Source organism: Corallococcus sp. CA053C (genome assembly GCF_003611675.1).
In the GTDB taxonomy this organism is placed as follows: domain Bacteria; phylum Myxococcota; class Myxococcia; order Myxococcales; family Myxococcaceae; genus Corallococcus.
On sequence record NZ_RAWA01000044.1, the window covers coordinates 1 to 16,925 of the forward strand.

The 16,925-nt window shown below is 70.1% G+C and carries 17 protein-coding genes; 10 read left to right on the forward strand and 7 right to left on the reverse strand.

Annotated elements, in window-relative coordinates:
* Positions 1-185 precede the first annotated feature (185 nt).
* The 3 genes from glmS to D7V97_RS08765 all read right to left on the reverse strand — a co-directional run bounded on the left by glmS (position 186) and on the right by D7V97_RS08765 (position 3,759).
* Positions 186-2,021, reverse strand: coding sequence for a glutamine--fructose-6-phosphate transaminase (isomerizing) (gene glmS / locus D7V97_RS08755; protein WP_120610148.1), 1,836 nt, complete (start codon positions 2,019-2,021; stop codon positions 186-188).
* Between the two features lie 116 nt (positions 2,022-2,137).
* Positions 2,138-3,541, reverse strand: coding sequence for a bifunctional UDP-N-acetylglucosamine diphosphorylase/glucosamine-1-phosphate N-acetyltransferase GlmU (gene glmU, locus D7V97_RS08760; RefSeq protein ID WP_120610149.1), 1,404 nt, complete (start codon positions 3,539-3,541; stop codon positions 2,138-2,140).
* A 35-nt stretch (positions 3,542-3,576) separates the two neighbouring features.
* Positions 3,577-3,759: a hypothetical protein gene (locus tag D7V97_RS08765; RefSeq protein ID WP_120610175.1), complete on the reverse strand. Its 183-nt coding sequence runs from the start codon at positions 3,757-3,759 to the stop codon at positions 3,577-3,579.
* Positions 3,760-3,949: 190 nt separating this feature from the next.
* Here D7V97_RS08765 and ggt point away from each other — a divergent pair, with 190 nt between their 5' ends.
* Both ggt and D7V97_RS08775 read left to right on the forward strand, forming a co-directional pair.
* Positions 3,950-5,689 (forward strand): gamma-glutamyltransferase, encoded by a 1,740-nt coding sequence (ggt, locus tag D7V97_RS08770; RefSeq protein ID WP_368668890.1) that lies wholly within the window; start codon positions 3,950-3,952, stop codon positions 5,687-5,689.
* A 20-nt stretch (positions 5,690-5,709) separates the two neighbouring features.
* Complete coding sequence (locus tag D7V97_RS08775; RefSeq protein WP_120610150.1) at positions 5,710-6,492, forward strand: TatD family hydrolase; 783 nt, start codon at positions 5,710-5,712, stop codon at positions 6,490-6,492.
* Between the two features lie 177 nt (positions 6,493-6,669).
* Here the strand turns inward: D7V97_RS08775 and D7V97_RS08780 are convergent, their stop codons facing one another.
* Positions 6,670-6,939, reverse strand: a complete 270-nt coding sequence (locus D7V97_RS08780; protein WP_120610151.1) for a hypothetical protein — start codon at positions 6,937-6,939, stop codon at positions 6,670-6,672.
* A 326-nt stretch (positions 6,940-7,265) separates the two neighbouring features.
* On the opposite strand from D7V97_RS08780, the gene D7V97_RS08785 reads away from it, so the two are divergent.
* The 5 genes from D7V97_RS08785 to D7V97_RS08805 all read left to right on the forward strand — a co-directional run bounded on the left by D7V97_RS08785 (position 7,266) and on the right by D7V97_RS08805 (position 11,571).
* Positions 7,266-7,532 (forward strand): hypothetical protein, encoded by a 267-nt coding sequence (locus tag D7V97_RS08785; protein WP_120610152.1) that lies wholly within the window; start codon positions 7,266-7,268, stop codon positions 7,530-7,532.
* Positions 7,529-8,515 carry an amidohydrolase family protein gene (locus D7V97_RS08790; protein WP_120610153.1) on the forward strand — a complete coding sequence of 329 codons (987 nt, stop codon included), beginning with the start codon at positions 7,529-7,531 and terminating at the stop codon, positions 8,513-8,515. Before D7V97_RS08785 ends, D7V97_RS08790 begins: the two co-directional genes overlap by 4 nt.
* 108 nt (positions 8,516-8,623) lie before the next feature.
* Complete coding sequence (locus D7V97_RS08795; protein ID WP_120610154.1) at positions 8,624-9,001, forward strand: response regulator; 378 nt, start codon at positions 8,624-8,626, stop codon at positions 8,999-9,001.
* Positions 9,002-9,085: 84 nt separating this feature from the next.
* Positions 9,086-9,919 (forward strand): ABC transporter ATP-binding protein, encoded by an 834-nt coding sequence (locus D7V97_RS08800; protein WP_120610177.1) that lies wholly within the window; start codon positions 9,086-9,088, stop codon positions 9,917-9,919.
* Entirely contained in the window at positions 9,916-11,571 is a 1,656-nt protein-coding gene (locus D7V97_RS08805) for a hypothetical protein (RefSeq protein ID WP_120610155.1), read from the forward strand. The genes D7V97_RS08800 and D7V97_RS08805 overlap by 4 nt, the downstream gene beginning before the upstream one ends.
* Before the next feature lie 50 nt (positions 11,572-11,621).
* Here the strand turns inward: D7V97_RS08805 and D7V97_RS08810 are convergent, their stop codons facing one another.
* Entirely contained in the window at positions 11,622-12,947 is a 1,326-nt protein-coding gene (locus D7V97_RS08810) for a VWA domain-containing protein (protein ID WP_199728751.1), read from the reverse strand.
* Between the two features lie 129 nt (positions 12,948-13,076).
* Here D7V97_RS08810 and D7V97_RS08815 point away from each other — a divergent pair, with 129 nt between their 5' ends.
* Together D7V97_RS08815 and D7V97_RS08820 are read left to right on the forward strand one after the other, a co-directional pair.
* Entirely contained in the window at positions 13,077-13,976 is a 900-nt protein-coding gene (locus D7V97_RS08815; RefSeq protein ID WP_120610156.1) for a histone deacetylase, read from the forward strand.
* Positions 13,977-14,063: 87 nt separating this feature from the next.
* Complete coding sequence (locus tag D7V97_RS08820) at positions 14,064-14,771, forward strand: hypothetical protein (protein ID WP_120610157.1); 708 nt, start codon at positions 14,064-14,066, stop codon at positions 14,769-14,771.
* Positions 14,772-14,802: 31 nt separating this feature from the next.
* On the opposite strand, the gene D7V97_RS08825 is transcribed toward D7V97_RS08820, so the two are convergent.
* Together D7V97_RS08825 and D7V97_RS08830 are read right to left on the reverse strand one after the other, a co-directional pair.
* A complete protein-coding gene (locus tag D7V97_RS08825; protein WP_120610179.1) occupies positions 14,803-15,498 on the reverse strand; it encodes a pirin family protein in 696 nt (231 codons plus the stop codon).
* A 66-nt stretch (positions 15,499-15,564) separates the two neighbouring features.
* The gene (locus D7V97_RS08830; RefSeq protein WP_120610158.1) at positions 15,565-16,119 is read right to left on the reverse strand and encodes a YceI family protein; all 555 of its coding nucleotides are present in this window, start codon (positions 16,117-16,119) and stop codon (positions 15,565-15,567) included.
* 254 nt (positions 16,120-16,373) lie between these two features.
* On the opposite strand from D7V97_RS08830, the gene D7V97_RS08835 reads away from it, so the two are divergent.
* On the forward strand, positions 16,374-16,763 hold the full coding sequence (locus tag D7V97_RS08835; RefSeq protein ID WP_120610159.1) for a peptide chain release factor-like protein: 390 nt from the start codon (positions 16,374-16,376) through the stop codon (positions 16,761-16,763).
* Positions 16,764-16,925 lie beyond the last annotated feature (162 nt).

Here is a 16,925-nt window from a genome sequence, read left to right on the forward strand (position 1 = left end):
AGATGTGTATAAAGAGACAGCCGCGAGGTGGTGGAGAACCTGGAGCTGCTCGAGTCGCTGGACGCGGCGGCGGACCTGGAAGTGCTGCTGGAGCTGGCCGAGGAGAAGTAGCCACGAAGAAGCCCGGGCCCCCTGCACGAGGGGACCCGGGCTCTTGTCTCTTCAGGGCCTGAAGCGGTTCAGCGCTACTCGACCGTCACGCTCTTGGCGAGGTTGCGGGGCTGATCCACGTCGTTCCCGCGCATCTCCGCCACGTGGTAGGCGAGCAGCTGCAGCGGGATGGTGGCCACCACCGGCGCGAGCAGCGCGCAGGCGGAGGGGATGCGGATGACGTGGTCGGCCAGGCTGTCCGCCTGCGTGTCGTCCTCGTCCAGGACGGCGATGACCTTGCCGCCGCGCGCGCGGACCTCCTCGATGTTGCCGATGATCTTCTCGTACGCGACGTGCGGATGCTTCGGCGCGATGATGACGACGGGCATCTTCTCGTCGATGAGCGCGATGGGGCCGTGCTTCATCTCACCGCCCGCGTAGCCCTCCGCGTGGATGTAGGAGATCTCCTTCAGCTTGAGCGCGCCCTCCAGCGCCACCGGGTGCATGGGGCCGCGGCCGAGGAACAGGAAGTCCTGCGCGTTCATGAACTCGCGCGCGACGCGCTTCACCTGCGGCTCGCACTTGAGCACGTCTTCAATCATCTTCGGCACCTGGGTCAGGTGCGTCAGGTGCTCCTGGGCGGCCTCCACCGACAGCGAGCCGCGCATGCGGCCCAGCTTCACCGCCAGCAGGTAGAGCGTCACGAGCTGCGTGGTGAACGCCTTGGTGGACGCGACGCCGATCTCCGGACCCGCGTTGGTGAGGATGTGCAGGTCGGACTCGCGCGTCATCGCGCTGCCAATCACGTTGCAGATGGCCAGGGTGTGGGCGCCCAGCCGCTTGGCCTCCTTGAAGGCCCCCAGCGTGTCCGCCGTCTCACCCGACTGGCTGATGGCGATGACCAGGTGCGTCTTCTCCACGATGGGGTCGCGGTAGCGGAACTCGCTCGCGAGCTCAACCTCCACCGGGATGCGCGCCAGCGATTCAATCATGTGCTTGCCGGCGACGCCGGAGTGCCACGACGTGCCGCAGGCGAGGATGGTGATCTTCGTGAAGGACTTCACCTGCTCGGTGGAGAGGTTCCACGTGTCGAAGTGGACGTCGCCTTCCGACAGGAGCATCCGGCCGCGCAGCGTGTCCGCGATGGCGCGGGGCTGCTCCCAGATCTCCTTGTGCATGAAGTGCTTGTAGCCACCCTTCTCCGCCATCATCGGCGTCCAGTCGATGCGGCGGGTGGGGCGGTTCACCAGGCTCCCCTGGCGGTTGTAGATGTCCACCTTGGCGGCGGTGATGACGGCCAGGTCACCCTCCTCCATGTAGACGAAGTCGCGCGTGTGCTCGAGCAGCGCGGGCACGTCGCTGGCCACGAAGTTCTGGCCCTCGCCCAGGCCCAGCACCATGGGCGACGCGTCCTTCGTGCACACGATGCGGCCCGGATCCTTGGAGCACACGACGACGAGGCCGTAGGTGCCCTTCACCTGCTGGATGGCGGCGCGCACCGCGTCCGGCAGGTCCACGCCGCGCTCCACCTCTTCGGAGATGAGGTGCGCGAACACTTCCGAGTCCGTCTCCGACGCGAAGACGTGGCCGCGCGCGCGCAGCTCCACCTTCAGCGCCAGGTGGTTCTCGATGATGCCGTTGTGCACCACCGCCACGTTCTTGTACGTGTGCGGGTGGGCGTTCTCATCGGAGGGGCGCCCGTGGGTCGCCCAGCGCGTGTGGCCAATGCCGGTGGTGCCCTTCGGCAGGTCCTGCACCACCCGGTTCTCCAGGTTGCGCAGCTTGCCCGTGGCGCGAACCACGTTGAGCTGGTTGCCGCTCACCACCGCGACGCCCGCGGAGTCATAGCCCCGGTACTCGAGCTTCTTCAGACCCGACACCAGGATGGGAGCAGACTCCTTGTCACCGACGTAACCAACAATCCCGCACATGTTCCTGCCTCTTTCTCGACCCGCGCCGCCTCAGCAAATCACGGGAATCCCAACCACGCCCAACCACACCCCAACGACGCCCAACCGTCCGACCACCAGGCAAGCGCTACGAAGAACTAGCCGCCTGCCTTCACCTTCGCCTGCCGCGCCTTCTTGGCCGCCACCCACCCCTCCTTCACCACCTGTGGCGCACGGGACACAGCGAGGCTCCCAGGAGGCACGTTCTTCGTCACCGTGGAGCCCGCGCCGACATAGCCGCCGTCTCCCACCTTCACCGGGGCGACGAGCTGCGAGTCCGAGCCGATGAAGACCCCGTCGCCCAGCTCGGTCAGGTGCTTGTTCACCCCGTCATAGTTACAGGTGATGGTGCCCGCGCCGATGTTGCAGCCCGAGCCGATGTTCGCGTCCCCCAGGTAAGTCAGGTGGTTGGCCTTGCTGCCCTTGCCAATGCGGGCCTTCTTCGTCTCCACGAAGTTCCCCAGATGCACGTCCTCTGCCAAGTCCGTCCCAGGACGCAGCCGGGAGAACGGGCCAATGATGCACCGGTCGCCCACACGCGCCTCCTCCAGCACGGAGTAGGGCTTGATGTGGGTTCCGTCCGCCACGTGGGAGGCGGTGAGCACGCTGCCCTGCCCGATGATGACGTTCTTGCCGACGACGGTGCCGGCCGCGAGCGTGACGCTGGGGCCAATCTCCGTGTCGGTGCCAATGGTGATGCCCTCTTCGATGTACGCCGTCGCGGGGTCCTGGATGGACACGCCGGCGCGCATGTGGGCTTCGTTGATCCGCTGCTGGAGCACGCGCGCGCGGGCCGCCAGCTCCACCTTGTCGTTCACGCCCGCGGTCTCCGTGGCGTCCGCGTCCACGGCGCCCACGGGGCCGTGCTTCGCGGCCATCTCCACCAGGTCCGTGAGGTAGTACTCGCCCTGCGCGTTGACGGGTTTGATCTCCGCGAGCGCCTTCCAGAGGAAGGCCGCGTCCACGGAGTAGATGCCCGCGTTGCACTCCTTCACCGCGCGCTGCTCCGGGGTGCAGTCCTTGTGCTCCACGATGCGCGCGACCTTGCCCGCCTCGCGGATGACGCGGCCGTAGCCCGTGGGGTCGTCCAGCGTGGTGGAGACCATCGCCAGCACTCCGCCCGCGGCGTCATGCGCGGCGAGCAGCGCCTGGAGCGTCTCCTTGCGCAAGAGCGGCACGTCTCCGTAGAGGATGAGCACGCGGCCGTCGTGGCCCTTCAGCGCGTCCTGGGCGGCCTTCACCGCGTCCGCCGTGCCGCGCTGCTCCTTCTGGAGCGCGAAGCGCAGGGGCGCGTCCGGGAAGTGGGCGCGGATGGACTTCTCCACCTCGGCGGCCTGGTGTCCCACCACCGGCACCACGGACGTGGCGCCCAGTTCCAGGGCCCGCTTCAAGGGATAGGCGCAGATGGGACGACCGAGGATGGGGTGAAGGACCTTCGCCTTCTCCGACTTCATCCGCGTGCCCTTCCCCGCGCACAGGACCACCGCTGCCAGAGCTGTCATATGCGGCGGAGAATTAGGGACCGCCGATCAACTCGTCAACCGTGCCCGGGTGTCAAAACCGGCCGGGGGCCTTCCTGAGACGGCCGGGCGCTGACTGCCACACACAACGTGTTGCGCTGGACGGTGATGCCGAAGCGCGGCTTCAGGAACGTCGTCATCCGCACCGGCACGGGCGCCACCACCGGAACGGGGGGCTCGATGGGGTTCGGAGGACTCATGGACGCCACCAGTTGCTGCGCATGGATCAAGATTGCCTCGGGACAACCCACAATCCAAGGAAAAAAATGTTGCCCGGCTGAAACCCTGGTCCTGACGCGAAGCATGGTGCATTAGGGAACGGCCGGAAATCACAAGGAAAGGCGCTGACAGGTGGGGAACACACACATCGGAGCCGCGGTACCTGGGTGGATTCGCGCGGTAGGACTCACGGTGCTACTGGCCGCTTCGGGAGTGCAGGCGGCGCGGCCCTACCGGGGAGGTGCGGTGGCCACGGCGTACCCCCCCGCGAGCGAGGCCGCGCTGGAGATGCTGAACAAGGGCGGCAACGCGGTGGACGCGGCGGTGGCGGCGGCGTTCGTGGCGGCGGTGGTGGGTCCCTACCACTCCGGCGTGGGCGGCGGCGGGTTCGCGCTGGTGCACGACGCGAAGTCGGGCGACACGCGGGTGCTGGACTTCCGCGAGGTGGCGCCGAAGGCCGCGTCCCACGACATGTACCTGCGTGACGGCTCGCTCGTGCCGGGGCTGTCCACCGACGGCGCGCTGAGCGTGGCGGTGCCGGGCGCGGTGGCGGGCTATCTGGAGCTGCTTTCGACGCACGGCAAGCTCAAGCCCGCGGTGGTGCTGGCCCCGGCCATCCGGCTCGCGAAGCAGGGCTTCTGGGTGACGCCCAAGTACCAGCAGATGGCGACGGGCCGCGCGGAGTGCCTGCGCAAGGACGCGGAGGCCGCGCGCATCTTCCTCGTGCCCGACGCGCAGGGGACCCCGGGCGTGCCCCCGGTGGGCCACCTGATCAAACAGCCGGACCTGGCGCGCACGCTGGGGCTCATCGCGAAGGGCGGCGCGAAGGCGTTCTACGCGGGCCCGGTGGCGCAGGCGCTGGTGAAGTCGGTGAAGGACGCGGGCGGCGTGCTCACCCAGGAGGACCTGACGGCGTACCAGACGCGCAAGCCCGCGCCGCTGGAGACCACCTACCGGGGCCACCGCATCCTCACGATGCCGCCTCCCAGCGCGGGCGGGCTCGCCGTGGTGCAGGTGCTGGGCATGCTGCAACAGCTGCGTCCGCAGGGCGTGCCCTACCGCGACCCGGACACGCTGCACCTCTACGTGGAGGCGGTGCGCCGCGCGTACGTGGACCGCGCGAAGTACCTGGGTGACCCGGCCTTCGTGCAGGTGCCGCTGGAGCGGCTGGTGTCGCCCGGCCACCTCGCGGACCTGGCGGGCAGCATCGACCCGAAGAAGGCCACGGCCAGCGCATCGCTGCTGGCGCCAGTGACGGGCGGCCCGGCCTCCACGCTGCGCCACGACGCGGGGCCCCTCACGCCGGAGCCGGAGAAGAAGAACACCACGCACATCTCCGTCATCGACAAGGACGGCAACGCGGTGGCGCTGACGACGACGGTCAACTACAGCTTCGGCTCGTGCGTCGTGGGCAAGGGCACCGGCGTGCTCCTCAATGATCAGATGGACGACTTCGCGGCGCAGCCGGGCGTGCCCAACGCGTACGGGCTCGTCACGGGTGAGCCCAACGCCATCCAGCCCGGCAAGGTGCCCCTGTCCTCCATGTCGCCCACGCTGGTGTTCTCCAAGGAGGACCCGAAGCAGGTGATGCTGGCGGTGGGCAGCCCCGGCGGCTCCACCATCCCCACCACCGTCATCCAGGCCATCAGCAACGTGGTGGACCAGGGCATGGACGTGACGCGCGCGGTGGGCGCCGGCCGGCTGCACCACCAGTACCTCCCGGACGAGCTGTGGGTGGACAAATGGGGCCTGGAGCCCGCGACGCTCTCCGCGCTGGAGGCCCGAGGCCATAAGATTCGCCGGATGGACGGCTGGGGTGATGCGGAGGCCGTCTACAGCGACCCCCGCACCCACCTGCGCTACTCCTCCAGCGATCCCCGCAACGAGGGCGCTGGCCTGGGCCAGGACTGAAGAAGAGGAGAACCGAGCCCGTGCCCGAGCCGCTGCCGCTCTTCGATGCGCACCTCCACCCGGAGGCCCTCACCGACCAGGACCTGGAGTCCATGCGCTTCTTCGGCGTGGAGCGGGCCCTGGTGGTGGCGCATCACTTCCCGGAGGCGACGGCCAAGGGGCTGCGTCAGCACTTCGACCACCTGGTCGAACGACAGCTCCCGCGCCTGGAGCGGCTGGGCATCCGCGCCTGGGCCGCCCTGGGCGTGCACCCGCGCTGCATCCCCCGGCGGGGCCTGTCGGAAGTGCTGGGTCACCTGCCGGAGTACTTCGAGGGCGGCCGCGTGGTGGCCCTCGGTGAAACGGGCCTGCACGCGGGCGGCGAGGAGGAGGAGGAGGCCTTCCTCGAACAGCTCGCCCTGGCCCGCCAGCTCAAGCTGCGCGTGGTGGTGCACACGCCCTTGAGGGACAAGGAGCGCCACACGCGGCGCATTCTCACGCTCCTGCGCCAGTCGGGCCTCGCGCCGTCACGCGCGCTGGTGGACCACGCCAACGCCCGCACCGTGCGCACCATCCTGGAGGTGGGCCACTGGGCGGGACTGACGCTGCATCCGGAGGCCCTCCAGGCGGACCGGGCGGTGGCCCTGGTGCGGCGGCTGGGCAGTGAGCGGCTGGTGCTGGACTCGGACGCGGGCGACGGCGCGGGGGACATCCTGGGCCTCGCGCGCACGGCGAACCTGCTGGGCAAGGCGAAGCTGTCCGAGCGGCTCGTGCGGCGCGTCACCCGGGACAACGCCGCGCACTTCTTCCAGATCCACGACTGAGTGCGCCATCGCGTCAGGCGAGCGGCTGACGAGCGCCTGGCGTGCCCAGGGCGCCGCGTGTGAAAAGGACCCGGGAGACGCGGGGGTTGTAAATGCAGCGGGCCCCGCGCTGTGAAGCGCGAGGCCCGGGGATTTACAACCTGAGGCAGGGCAGGCACCCGAAGGCGCCGGCCGGACCTAGTTCACGGAGGCGGAGACCGACGTTTCAGCCTGCAGGGAGAGCCCCTGCGCGTCCGGCGCCAGCCGCACCTGCACGCCCTGCGAACGGTACTCCGCCAGGGAGTCCGCCGCGTCGTCGAGCAGCTGCTGGTAGCGCTCCTCCAGCTCCACCGCGATCAGCAACATGGTCTCGCCCGCGTCCGCGACGCCCGGGCGGTACACCTGGCACCGCTGGAACCGCGCCCAGCGACCGTTCTGCATCTTCACAAGCTCGCCGTCGTAAGCCATGCGCAGCTCCTCACGTGGGGAATCCGACGAACGCAATCTAGAGGCGAATCCGCGCGCTGTCACCTCCCTGCTTGAAAATTCGTAAACCCTTCGGGATTCCAAAGGGTTGGAGGCTCTCGAAGGCCTGTCCCGAGCCCCCTGGGCGACCGGGCTGGTGCAAAATGTAAAGTGGCTGACTGTCAACGCGGTTAAGTCGGACCCAAGGGCAATGGCGCGTTGCGCTGTCAACACATCGCGGCCCTGCCCTGGCGTGGAGGAAGCAACCGGGGCGCTGGGGCGCGCCTGACGCGTGGCACCCGGCCGGGGCATCCCTTAGATTCCACCGGATGAAGTTGCCCCTGTTGTTTCGTCGCGACCGGCCCACCATTCCGTCCGCCAACGCGCAGGATCATGCGGAGCGGGTGATCGCGGAGTCCCTGCGCGTGCTCGGTCAGGTGTGCACGAAGGTCGCGGACGCCATCGAGGCGCAGCGGCTGGAGCGCAACGGCTACGCGCACAACAGCTACCTGCGGCGCATGGACGAGCGTGAGAAGGCCGACGACGCGGCGAAGTCCGGGCCGGGCTCGGCGGGTTCGGCGGGCTCCGGAGGATGACGCCGTCCCCCGGGGCATGCCCCGAGGTGTCCCCGGAGTCCCCTGGCGACGACGACGTCCCGGTGCCGTGTCTGGCTTCAGCGCCCACGTGGCGTGATCGCGGCATCCGGCTGCCCATGCCCGCGCTGGCGGACGAGGAGGGGCCCCGCGTGGACCCCGGCCTGCCGCCCGTCGTGGATGCCCACGTGCACCTGTTCCCCGACCGCGTCTTCGAAGCGGTGTGGCGCTGGTTCGACCGCTACGGCTGGCCCATCCGCTACAAGCTGCACACGCCCGATGTGTTGTCGTTCCTGCTGTCCCGGGGCGTCGAGCGCGTGGTCGCCCTGCACTACGCCCACAAGCCGGGCATGGCGCGCGCCCTCAACGCCTACATGGCGGAGGTGGTGAAGGCGGAGCCCCGCGTCGTGGGGCTGGGCACCGTGTTCCCCGGCGAACCGGGCGCCACGGACATCCTGGAGGAGGCCTTCGCCCTGGGCCTGAAGGGCGTGAAGCTGCACTGCCACGTGCAGTGCTTCTCCCCGGACGCGCCGGAGCTGCACGCCATCTACGAGACATGCGCCCGGGCGGGGAAGCCGCTCGTGATGCACGCGGGGCGTGAGCCGGCCAGCCCCCAGTATCCGTCTGATCCCTACACGCTCTGCGCCGCGGAGCGGGTGGAGCGCGTGCTGGCGGATCATCCCTCGCTGAAGCTGTGCGTGCCCCACCTGGGGGCGGACGAGTTCGACGCCTACGCGCGCCTGCTCGAGCGCCACGACACCCTCTGGCTGGACACCACGATGACGGTGGGCGGCTACTTCCCCGTGCCCCTGCCCCGCCAGGCGCTGGAGGTGCGGCCGGAGCGCATCCTGTACGGGACGGATTTCCCCAACATCCCCTACGCCTGGGACCGGGAGCTCAAGGCGCTGGCGGGCCTGAAGCTCGCCGAGGACGCACTGGCGGGAGTGCTGGGCGGCAATACGCTCAGGCTTTACGGTGAGGGCTGATGTTGAAAAGAAACGCAACCCCTTCCGCAATGGAAGGGGCATTCCCATCATTGACCCCATAGAATCGCGGTCCCCAAGCAGACGCCGCCATCCCAGAGGCTCATACCCATGTCGAACATCCTGGTCGTCGACGACGACGCGAGTCACCGCACGCTCATCTGCGATGCCCTCCAGGAGATGGGCTACGCCACCACGGAGGCCGCCAACGGGCGCGAGGCGCTGGACCTGCTGGAGGAGGACATTCCGGGCGCGGTGCTGCTCGACCTCCGGATGCCCGTGATGAGCGGCTGGGGCCTCTTGGACGCGCTCAAGAAGATGCCCCGGGCGCGCAACCTGCCCATCATCATCATCTCCGGGTACGGCTTCGAGTGGGAAGCGGAGCTCGTGGGCGCCGCGGGCTACATCTCCAAGCCGGTGGACCTGGACAAGGTGCGCACCACCGTGCAGCAGATCGTCGGGCCGCCTGAAGTCGCCATGGTGCACTGAGTCGCAAGTGCCAGGCAGGCACGGCCATCCGTCAACCCGAGGATGGTGGGAGGCCCCTCGGAACGTGGTGTGATGGCGTCTTCCATGACGCCCCCCCTTTCAGAACCGGCCGCCGCCGAGCTGGCAATCGACGCCCGTGGCCTCGTGAAGCGCTTCGGTGGCTTCACCGCGCTGGACGGCCTGGACCTCCAGATTCCCCGGGGCGCCTTCTATGCGTTCCTCGGTCCCAACGGCGCCGGCAAGTCCACCTCCATCGCGCTGCTCACCGGCGTGTACGGCCCGGACGCGGGCTCCATCCGCATGTTGGGCGTGGACGCGGTGGCGAAGCCGCTGGACGTCAAGCAGCGCGTGGGCGTGGTGCCGGAGGAGCTGAGCCTCTTCGAGCGCCTCACCGGCCGGCAATACCTCACGTTCTGCGCGCGCATGTATGGCCTTGATGGCAGCGAGGCCGCGTCGCGCGCGGTGGAGCTGCTGGAGCTCACGGAGCTCACGTACAAGGCCGGCGCCCTGGTGGCGGAGTACTCCAAGGGCATGCGCCGCAGGCTCGCCATCGCCGCGGCGCTCATCCACGGGCCGGAGCTGGTGCTGCTGGATGAGCCCTTCGAGGGCATCGACGTGCTCGCCGCGGGCGTCATCCGGGAGCTGCTGCGCGAGCTGAGCCGCCGGGGCGTGACGCTGCTGCTCACCACGCACGTGCTGGAGATCGCGGAGCGGCTGGCCACGCACGCGGGCGTCATCCGCGGCGGTCGCATGTTGGATCAGGGCCCGGTGGAGGCGCTGCGCCAGCGGCACGGCGTGCCCACGCTGGAGGCGGTGTTCGAGAAGCTGATCGCCGTGCCGGCCGCGCGCAACGCGAAGCTGTCGTTCTACGCCGACCCCGCCGGGACGGTGCTTCCGCTGCGCCGGGAGTCCGCGTGAGCCGCCCGCCCGTCCCCGGGTTCTTCCGGCACCTGCTGCTGCTCTGGGGCCTGCGCCTGCACCTGGGCCTCAACCAGGGCCCGGGCAAGAGCCGGCTGCTCGCGGTGGCCGCGTTCGCGGGCTCCAGCGCGCCGGGTCTGCTGCTGGGCCTGTCCTTCTTCAAGCTGATGCGCATGGGCGCCATCGCGCACAGCAACGTCTGGCCCTACTTCATCCTCAACCTCCTGTGCTTCGTCACCGCCGCGACCTGGGTGACGTGGCCGCTGTTGTCCGCGGGCGTGGATGATCACTCCGAGCTGTCCCGCTACGCCGCGTTCCCCATCTCCCCGTTCCGCCTGCTGATCGGCTCCACGGTGGCGAGCCTCTTCGAGCCGCGCGCGCTGGTGTTCTACGCGCCTCTCACCGGCGCGGCGCTGGGCTATGCGTCGCGGCACCGGCTGGCGTCACCCTGGCTGGCGGTGGTGCTCTACGTGCTGTTCGCGCTGCTGTGCGCGGCGTGGAGCCGGGTGGGCCTGTACACGGTCATCAACGTGCTCCGGGAGAAGCACAGCGCGCGCATCATGGGCGGCGGCCTGCTGGCGTTCCTCGTGGCCGCGTCGTTCATCCCGCCCATCGACACGTCGTGGCTGACGAGCATGGGCGAGGCGGGCGTGAGCGCGCTCGACATGAGCCTCATCATCAACGCGGCGGTGGCGCTCAGCCAGGTGCCGCCGGGCTACTTCGGGGACGGGCTGGGGCAGCTGGCCCACGGGCGCGTGGGCATCGCGCTCCTGGAAGCAGCGGGGCTCCTGTTCTTCACCGGCGTGGGCATGGCGGTGGCGTACGCGCTGCTCCTGCGCTTCCACCGGCAGGCGGGACGTGCCGGCGGCGCGCAGAAGGACGGCGTGGACCGCGACCCGTTCGCGACGACTCGCACGCGCTTCGACACGCTGGTGCGGCGCGAGGTGCTGGACCTGTGGCGCAACCCGCGCGCGCGGCTGCTGGCGGCGGTGCCCTTCATCCTGGCCATCCTGCTGAAGCTCTTGTCAGGCCGGGACCTGTTCGTGTTCCTGCTGGGCAACAGCGCGGATGCGTGGGTGATGGGCGGCCTGAGCATCTACGGCGCGGTCGTCATCGCCTCCACGTTCTCCCAGAACACCTTCGCGTACGACGGGCACGGCTTCGCGGTGTTCCTCGCCGCGCCGCTGGACCTGGCGGACGTGCTGCGCGCGAAGAACCGCGTGCAGGGCGTGGCGGCGCTGGGGATGGCGTTGCTGGTGGGCGTCTTCTACCGGGTGTACTTCGGCGCGGGCACGCTGGTGGACTTCCTGTGCGCCATGGTCGCGGTGGCGGCGGTGGTGCCCATGCTGCTGGCCGCGGGCAACTTCCTGTCGCTGTACTTCCCGGTGAAGTTCCACGCGAGCCTCAAGCGGCGGGACAAGATTCCCCTCACCGCGTCCATGCTGGGCATCCTCGCCGCCAGCGTGGGCTGCATGCCCTTTGGCCATGCGCTGCGGATGGCGGGCAAGGCCGGACCGGGCTGGCCGTCCGTGGCCTTCATCGCCGCGAGCGCGGTGCTCTACTTCGCCGTCTACCGCGTGGTGCGCCCCCTGGCCATGCGTCTGTTGGATCAGCGCCGCGAAGTGGTGCTCCGGGCGGTGACGCGCGAGTAGGCGCGCGGGGAGTGCTTCCCCCGCGCGCCGTTGGCGACGGACCGCGCTTTTCAGTACGCCACGCCGAACTTCGCCGCCTGGGTCTTCACGCTCTTCATCACGTTGGCGTCGAAGGCGTCCTCCTTGGCGGGGGCGTTCTTGTTGAGCCACTGGTCGCGGTCGCTCGCGAGCTTCGCGACCTTCTGCTCCAGGGCCTTCCGCTCGGCGGAGAGCTGCTTCACCTTCGCGGCCTGCTCCTCCTTCTTCAGGCCCTTGAGCTCGTCGGGCAGCTCGTCGTCCTTGACGGAGGCGAGCGCGGTCGGCTGATCCACCAGGTCCACCGCGCCGCCCACCGTGGCGGGCGCGCTGCTCACCGCCGCCGCGCTGGGGGCGCTCATGCCCGCGCCCCGGCTGGACTTCATGTAGCTGATGCGGTCCGCGGCGGCCTCGGCGGACATGCCCTTCATCGCATCCGCGCGGACCCGGTTCATCACCTGCGCCTCCTTGCGGCCCGCGTAGAGCGTCTTCGACGCCAGCTCCGCGTTCACGCGGGACAGCTCCTCGTCGAACGGCGTCGCCACCGCCACCATGCCGCCCGCCGCGTCGATGGAGTCGAACGTGCCGTCCGTCAGCTTCGCCACGTAGCGCCAGGACACCTCGGTGGAGGAGTCCCCGCCACAGCGCACCGTGTTCACCACGATGTGGCGCTCCTTCGCGCGCTTGGACCACGTCTTGAAGTCCCACTCCGCCTCGCGCTGGGCCGGGGGCGCGTCACCCACCAGGAAGATGACCTTCATCACCTCGCGGTTCTGGTTCCACTTGAGCAGCGACACGGCCTCGCCCAGCCCGCGCCCCACGTGCTCCGGGGAGTCCCCGCCTCCGTCCGCCTGGAGCTTGCGCAGCTCCGCGAACACCGAGTCCAGGTCGTCGCTCAGGTCGAAGCGCTTCGTCACGTAGGCGTCGCCCACGTCGCGGTACGCCACCAGCGCGATCTTCAGGTGCGGGCTGGGCTTGCCCTTCGCGATGCGCGACGCGATGGAGAAGATCTTCTGCTTGGCGCCCTCCAGCAGCCCGCCCATCGAACCCGTCGTGTCCAGCACGAAGGCCACCTCAATCTCCGGCCGGGTCCCCTGCGCCTGCACGTCCTGGCCCTGCGCGGGCGGCACGGGCATGGGGTTGTCGCCGGGCTTCGTGGCGGCCGACGGCGGCGCGGCGGGCGTGGCGACGGGCTTCGTGGCGGCCGGGGCCTTCGCGGTGGTGGGAGGCGCGGGCACCGCGACGGTGCCGGGCGCGGAAGCCGGGGCGCTGACGGGCGTGATGGCCAGGGCGGGGGCAGCGGACAGGGCGGTGGCGAACGCGGCCGTCAGGACGGCCCGCGAGAGGGGCTTCAGGTTCATGGGTGGGCTCCAGAGGGCGGACAGCGGGGCGGGCATCACGCGCCGCCTGCTCTTGTAACGGACAGGTCCGCCGGAAGGTCTACGCCACCGGTTGCACCCCTCACGACGAGGCGTTACGCCCCGCCTTCCGTGCGCGTCTTCCACTCCGACCGGTACGCGGTGCCCCTCCCCCAGGGCCACCGCTTCCCCATGGACAAGTACCGCCTGCTGCGCGAGGCGCTGCTCGCGCGGGGCATCCTCTCCCCCACGTCCCTCTTCGAGGCCCCCCTGGTGGACCGGGCCGACCTGGAGCGCGTGCACACCGCGCGCTACCTGGACGCCTTCTTCGGCGGCACCCTCACGGACGCGGAGCTGCGCCGGCTGGGCTTTCCGTGGTCGCCCCTGCTCGTGGACAACGCGCTCGCCTCCGTGGGGGGCACGCTGGCCGCCGCCCGCGCCGCGCTGGAGGACGGCTTCGGCGCCAACCTGGCCGGCGGCACGCACCACGCCTTCCCCGACCACGGGGAGGGCTTCTGTGTCTTCAACGACATCGCCGTGGTCATCCGCGCGCTCCAGGCCGAAGGGGCCATCCGCCGCGCGGTGGTCGTGGACCTGGACGTGCACCAGGGCAACGGCACGGCGGCCATCTTCCTGGGGGACGCGTCCGTCTTCACCTTCTCCATGCACGGCGAGCACAACTTCCCGTTCCGCAAGCAGCCCTCGCACCTGGACCTGGGGCTGGAGGACGGCGTGGGCGACGCGGAGTACCTGGCCGTGCTCGACGCCCACCTGCCCCACGTCCTGGAGTCCGCGCGCGCCGACCTGCTGTTCTTCCAGGCCGGCGTGGATCCGCTCGCGGAGGACACCCTCGGCCGGCTGTCCCTCACCCACGCGGGCCTGCGCGAACGGGACCTGCGCGTGCTGGGTGCGGCGCGCGAGCGCGGGCTGCCCGCGGTGCTCACGCTGGGCGGCGGCTACGCGAAGCCGCTGACGCCTTCACTGGAGGCGCACGTCGGGACTTATCTGGCGGCCTGTTCGTTGTTCCGCTGACGTCCGCCCTTCCCCTTGTGCCGCTTGCGGGTCCCGTCTCCGCCGGCCCATGCTGAAGCCCTGCTTCGCCACCCTGGAGAACCTCCCATGTCGCGTCCCCTGTCCTGTCTCGCCATCCTCGCCTGCGCGCTGGCCCTGGGCTGCGGCAGCGGGACGCCGTACTACCGTCTGGACTGGGGGGGCGCGGACACGGTGACGGTGGCGCCCGGGGACACCGTGCCCTACGACATCGCCGTGCAGCGCGTCGCGGACAACCTGGGCGAGGTGCGCATCCGCGTGACGGGAGCGCCCGCGGGCGTCACCGTGGGCCCGGACTTCTCCCTTCCGGAAGGGGAGACCATCGCCAACTCCACCCTCTCCATCGAAGTCGCGCCGGGCAGCACCGCCTTCGGCGTGGGGGGCATCTCGTTCATCGCCGAGGACCCGGCCAACAACGTCACCGCCAGCAGCGGCGTCGCCATCGCCATCCTGGAGCCGCCCGTGGCCACGCAGGACTTCTCCCTCGCCGTGGAGCCCCGCCAGGTGGACCTCATCCCGGGCGCGCGCGGCAAGACGACCGTCACCGTGACGCGCACGGCGGGCTTCACCGGGCGGCTCGTCATCACGATGGTGTCGCCCACCCTGCGCCTCAGCGCCGACCCGCTGACGCTGGAGGCGGACCAGACGAGCGCCGAGCTCGCGGTCAACACGGACCGCTCGCTCAGCCTCATCCCCGTCATCACGCGCTTCGTGGCCACGGACGAGGCCGGCCGCACCGCGAGCACCGGCTTCACCTTCAACCTGCGCAACTTCTAGCCGCGGGCCCGGAGGCCCGGAGGCAAAGCCCTCAGGCCAGGTCGAACAGCAGCGCCTCCGTGGGCGCCTTCGCGGCGAATGCCAGGGCCGTCTCCTCCGACACCGCCGCGCCATCACCGGCCTTGAGCGCCACGCCGTTGAGCGTGGCCTCGCCCTTGATGAGCTGCAGCCACGCGTGGCGGCCGGGCGCGAGCGTGTAGTCCACCGACTCGCCCTCGCCCAGCACCGTGGCGGACAGCACCACGTCCTGGTGCACCGTCACCGACCCGTCCCGCCCGTCGTGGGACGCCACCACGCGGAACCTCCCGCGCCGCTCCTCGGCGTCGAAGCGCTTCTGCTCGTAGCCGGGCGGCAGGCCCTGGCGCTCCGGCAAGAGCCAGATCTGCAGCAGGTGCAGCGGCTCATCCAGCGGGTTCATCTCGCTGTGCACCACGCCCGTGCCCGCGCTCATGCGCTGCACCTCGCCGGGGCGGACGACCGCCTGCGTGCCCATGCTGTCGCGGTGCTCCACGGCACCGCTCACCACGTAGGTGAGGATCTCCATGTCCCGGTGCGGGTGCTTGCCGAAGCCCCGGCCCGCCGCGACCGTGTCCTCGTTGATGACGCGCAGCGAGCGGAACCCCATGAAGTCCGGGTCGTAGTAGTCCGAGAAGGAGAAGGTGTGGTGGCTGTCGAGCCAGCCATGGTTCGCATGGCCGCGCGCTTCGGACGTTCGTACGTAGATCATGAGGTCGCTCCCGCGCTCTTCGGATTCAATGCTCGCGCCGGCGTTGCGCCGCACGCACGGATGGCCTCAGGCCGCCTTGTCCGCCGGCTGGGTGGCCGGGACCGCCTGGATGTCCAGGCTGATGTCCACGCGCTCGCCCACCAGCACCCCGCCCGCCTCCATCGCCTGATTCCAGGTGAGCCCGAACTGCTTGCGGTCCAGGTGCGTCGTCGCCTGGAACGCGAGGCGCTCGGTGCCGAACGGATCCTTCACGCGCCCCAGCAGCTCCGCGTCCAGCACCACCTCGTGCGTCGCGTCCCGCACCGTCAGGTCGCCCACGACGCGGTACTGGTTCCCCTTCACGGCCTCCACGCGCCTGCTGCGGAAGATGAGCTTCGGGAACGCCGCCACGTCGAAGAAGTCCGGCGAGCGCAGGTGGTTGTCACGCGCCTCCACGCCGGTGTCGATGCTCGCCGCCTCCAGCTTCACCTCCACGGCCGCCTTCGTGAAGTCGTCGCCGTTCAGCGTCAGCTTGCCCTCGAAGCGCGTGAAGCGGCCGTGCACCTTGGCCACCACCATGTGGCGCACCGTAAAGCCCACGGTGGTGTGCGTCGTGTCGAGCTGCCAGGTCTGGATGGTCATGGGGAAGATCCTCGGATGCGTTCAGCGGGTGGATGCCCTGTCCAAGAGCAACCTCCGGGCCACACCACAACCCATTGAAAAGACTTGAACCACATGCCGCGGATGCTGTTTCTCCTCTCAAATTGATAAAATCACCGCTCAATCAGAGAGGCCCCACGGGGCGGCGGGCGGGCGCCTTGACGCGAGGAAGGGGGAGGCCGGCGTCAGGTGGGCGGTACCGGTGGCGTCCCCCCGGCGCTACGTTGAGGATCGCCATGACGCCGACGACGCCCATCGCCCCCGCAAGACGCCAGGCCGCTCGGGCCGCCCTCGCCCTGGATGACGAGGCCCTGCTGAAGGTCTGCGACGTGGAGTTCTTCATCGCCTCCGGCCCGGGCGGGCAGCACCGCAACACCACCGCCAGCGGCGTGCGCCTGAGCCACCCGCCCACGGAGCTGTCCGTCACCGCCACCGAGCGCCGCAGCCAGTCGCAGAACAAGGACGCCGCCGTGCGCCGGCTGCGCGCGGGCCTGCAGGCCCTCACCTTCGTCCCCAAGGTCCGCAAGGCCACCCGCCCCAGCGCGGGCTCCAAGCGCCGCCGCCTGGAGGAGAAGAAGCGCACCTCCGAAAAGAAGGCCGGCCGCGGCGGCAGGGTCGGCGACTAGGCACTTCCTGCTACGCAGCCCGGTGCGGGCCTCGCAAGGTTTGCGTAGCCGCGGGTGCTGCCTGCCCACAGCCCCACGGTTTCTTTCCAGGGCCTCCGAGGAGGCCGGGCCGTCATCGCCAAGGCACACCGTGTGCACACGTCGCGGGTGCCCCCGGCCCCA

Excerpts from the sequence above, each read along its gene's own strand:
- glmS (WP_120610148.1), bottom strand. The coding sequence starts at position 2,021 with ATGTGCGGGATTGTTGGTTACGTCGGTGACAAGGAGTCTGCTCCCATC.
- glmU (WP_120610149.1), bottom strand. The coding sequence starts at position 3,541 with ATGACAGCTCTGGCAGCGGTGGTCCTGTGCGCGGGGAAGGGCACGCGG.
- D7V97_RS08765 (WP_120610175.1), bottom strand. The coding sequence starts at position 3,759 with ATGAGTCCTCCGAACCCCATCGAGCCCCCCGTTCCGGTGGTGGCGCCC.
- D7V97_RS08780 (WP_120610151.1), bottom strand. The coding sequence starts at position 6,939 with ATGGCTTACGACGGCGAGCTTGTGAAGATGCAGAACGGTCGCTGGGCG.
- D7V97_RS08785 (WP_120610152.1), top strand. The coding sequence starts at position 7,266 with ATGAAGTTGCCCCTGTTGTTTCGTCGCGACCGGCCCACCATTCCGTCC.
- D7V97_RS08790 (WP_120610153.1), top strand. The coding sequence starts at position 7,529 with ATGACGCCGTCCCCCGGGGCATGCCCCGAGGTGTCCCCGGAGTCCCCT.
- D7V97_RS08795 (WP_120610154.1), top strand. The coding sequence starts at position 8,624 with ATGTCGAACATCCTGGTCGTCGACGACGACGCGAGTCACCGCACGCTC.
- D7V97_RS08800 (WP_120610177.1), top strand. The coding sequence starts at position 9,086 with ATGACGCCCCCCCTTTCAGAACCGGCCGCCGCCGAGCTGGCAATCGAC.
- D7V97_RS08810 (WP_199728751.1), bottom strand. The coding sequence starts at position 12,947 with ATGAACCTGAAGCCCCTCTCGCGGGCCGTCCTGACGGCCGCGTTCGCC.
- D7V97_RS08820 (WP_120610157.1), top strand. The coding sequence starts at position 14,064 with ATGTCGCGTCCCCTGTCCTGTCTCGCCATCCTCGCCTGCGCGCTGGCC.
- D7V97_RS08825 (WP_120610179.1), bottom strand. The coding sequence starts at position 15,498 with ATGATCTACGTACGAACGTCCGAAGCGCGCGGCCATGCGAACCATGGC.
- D7V97_RS08830 (WP_120610158.1), bottom strand. The coding sequence starts at position 16,119 with ATGACCATCCAGACCTGGCAGCTCGACACGACGCACACCACCGTGGGC.
- D7V97_RS08835 (WP_120610159.1), top strand. The coding sequence starts at position 16,374 with ATGACGCCGACGACGCCCATCGCCCCCGCAAGACGCCAGGCCGCTCGG.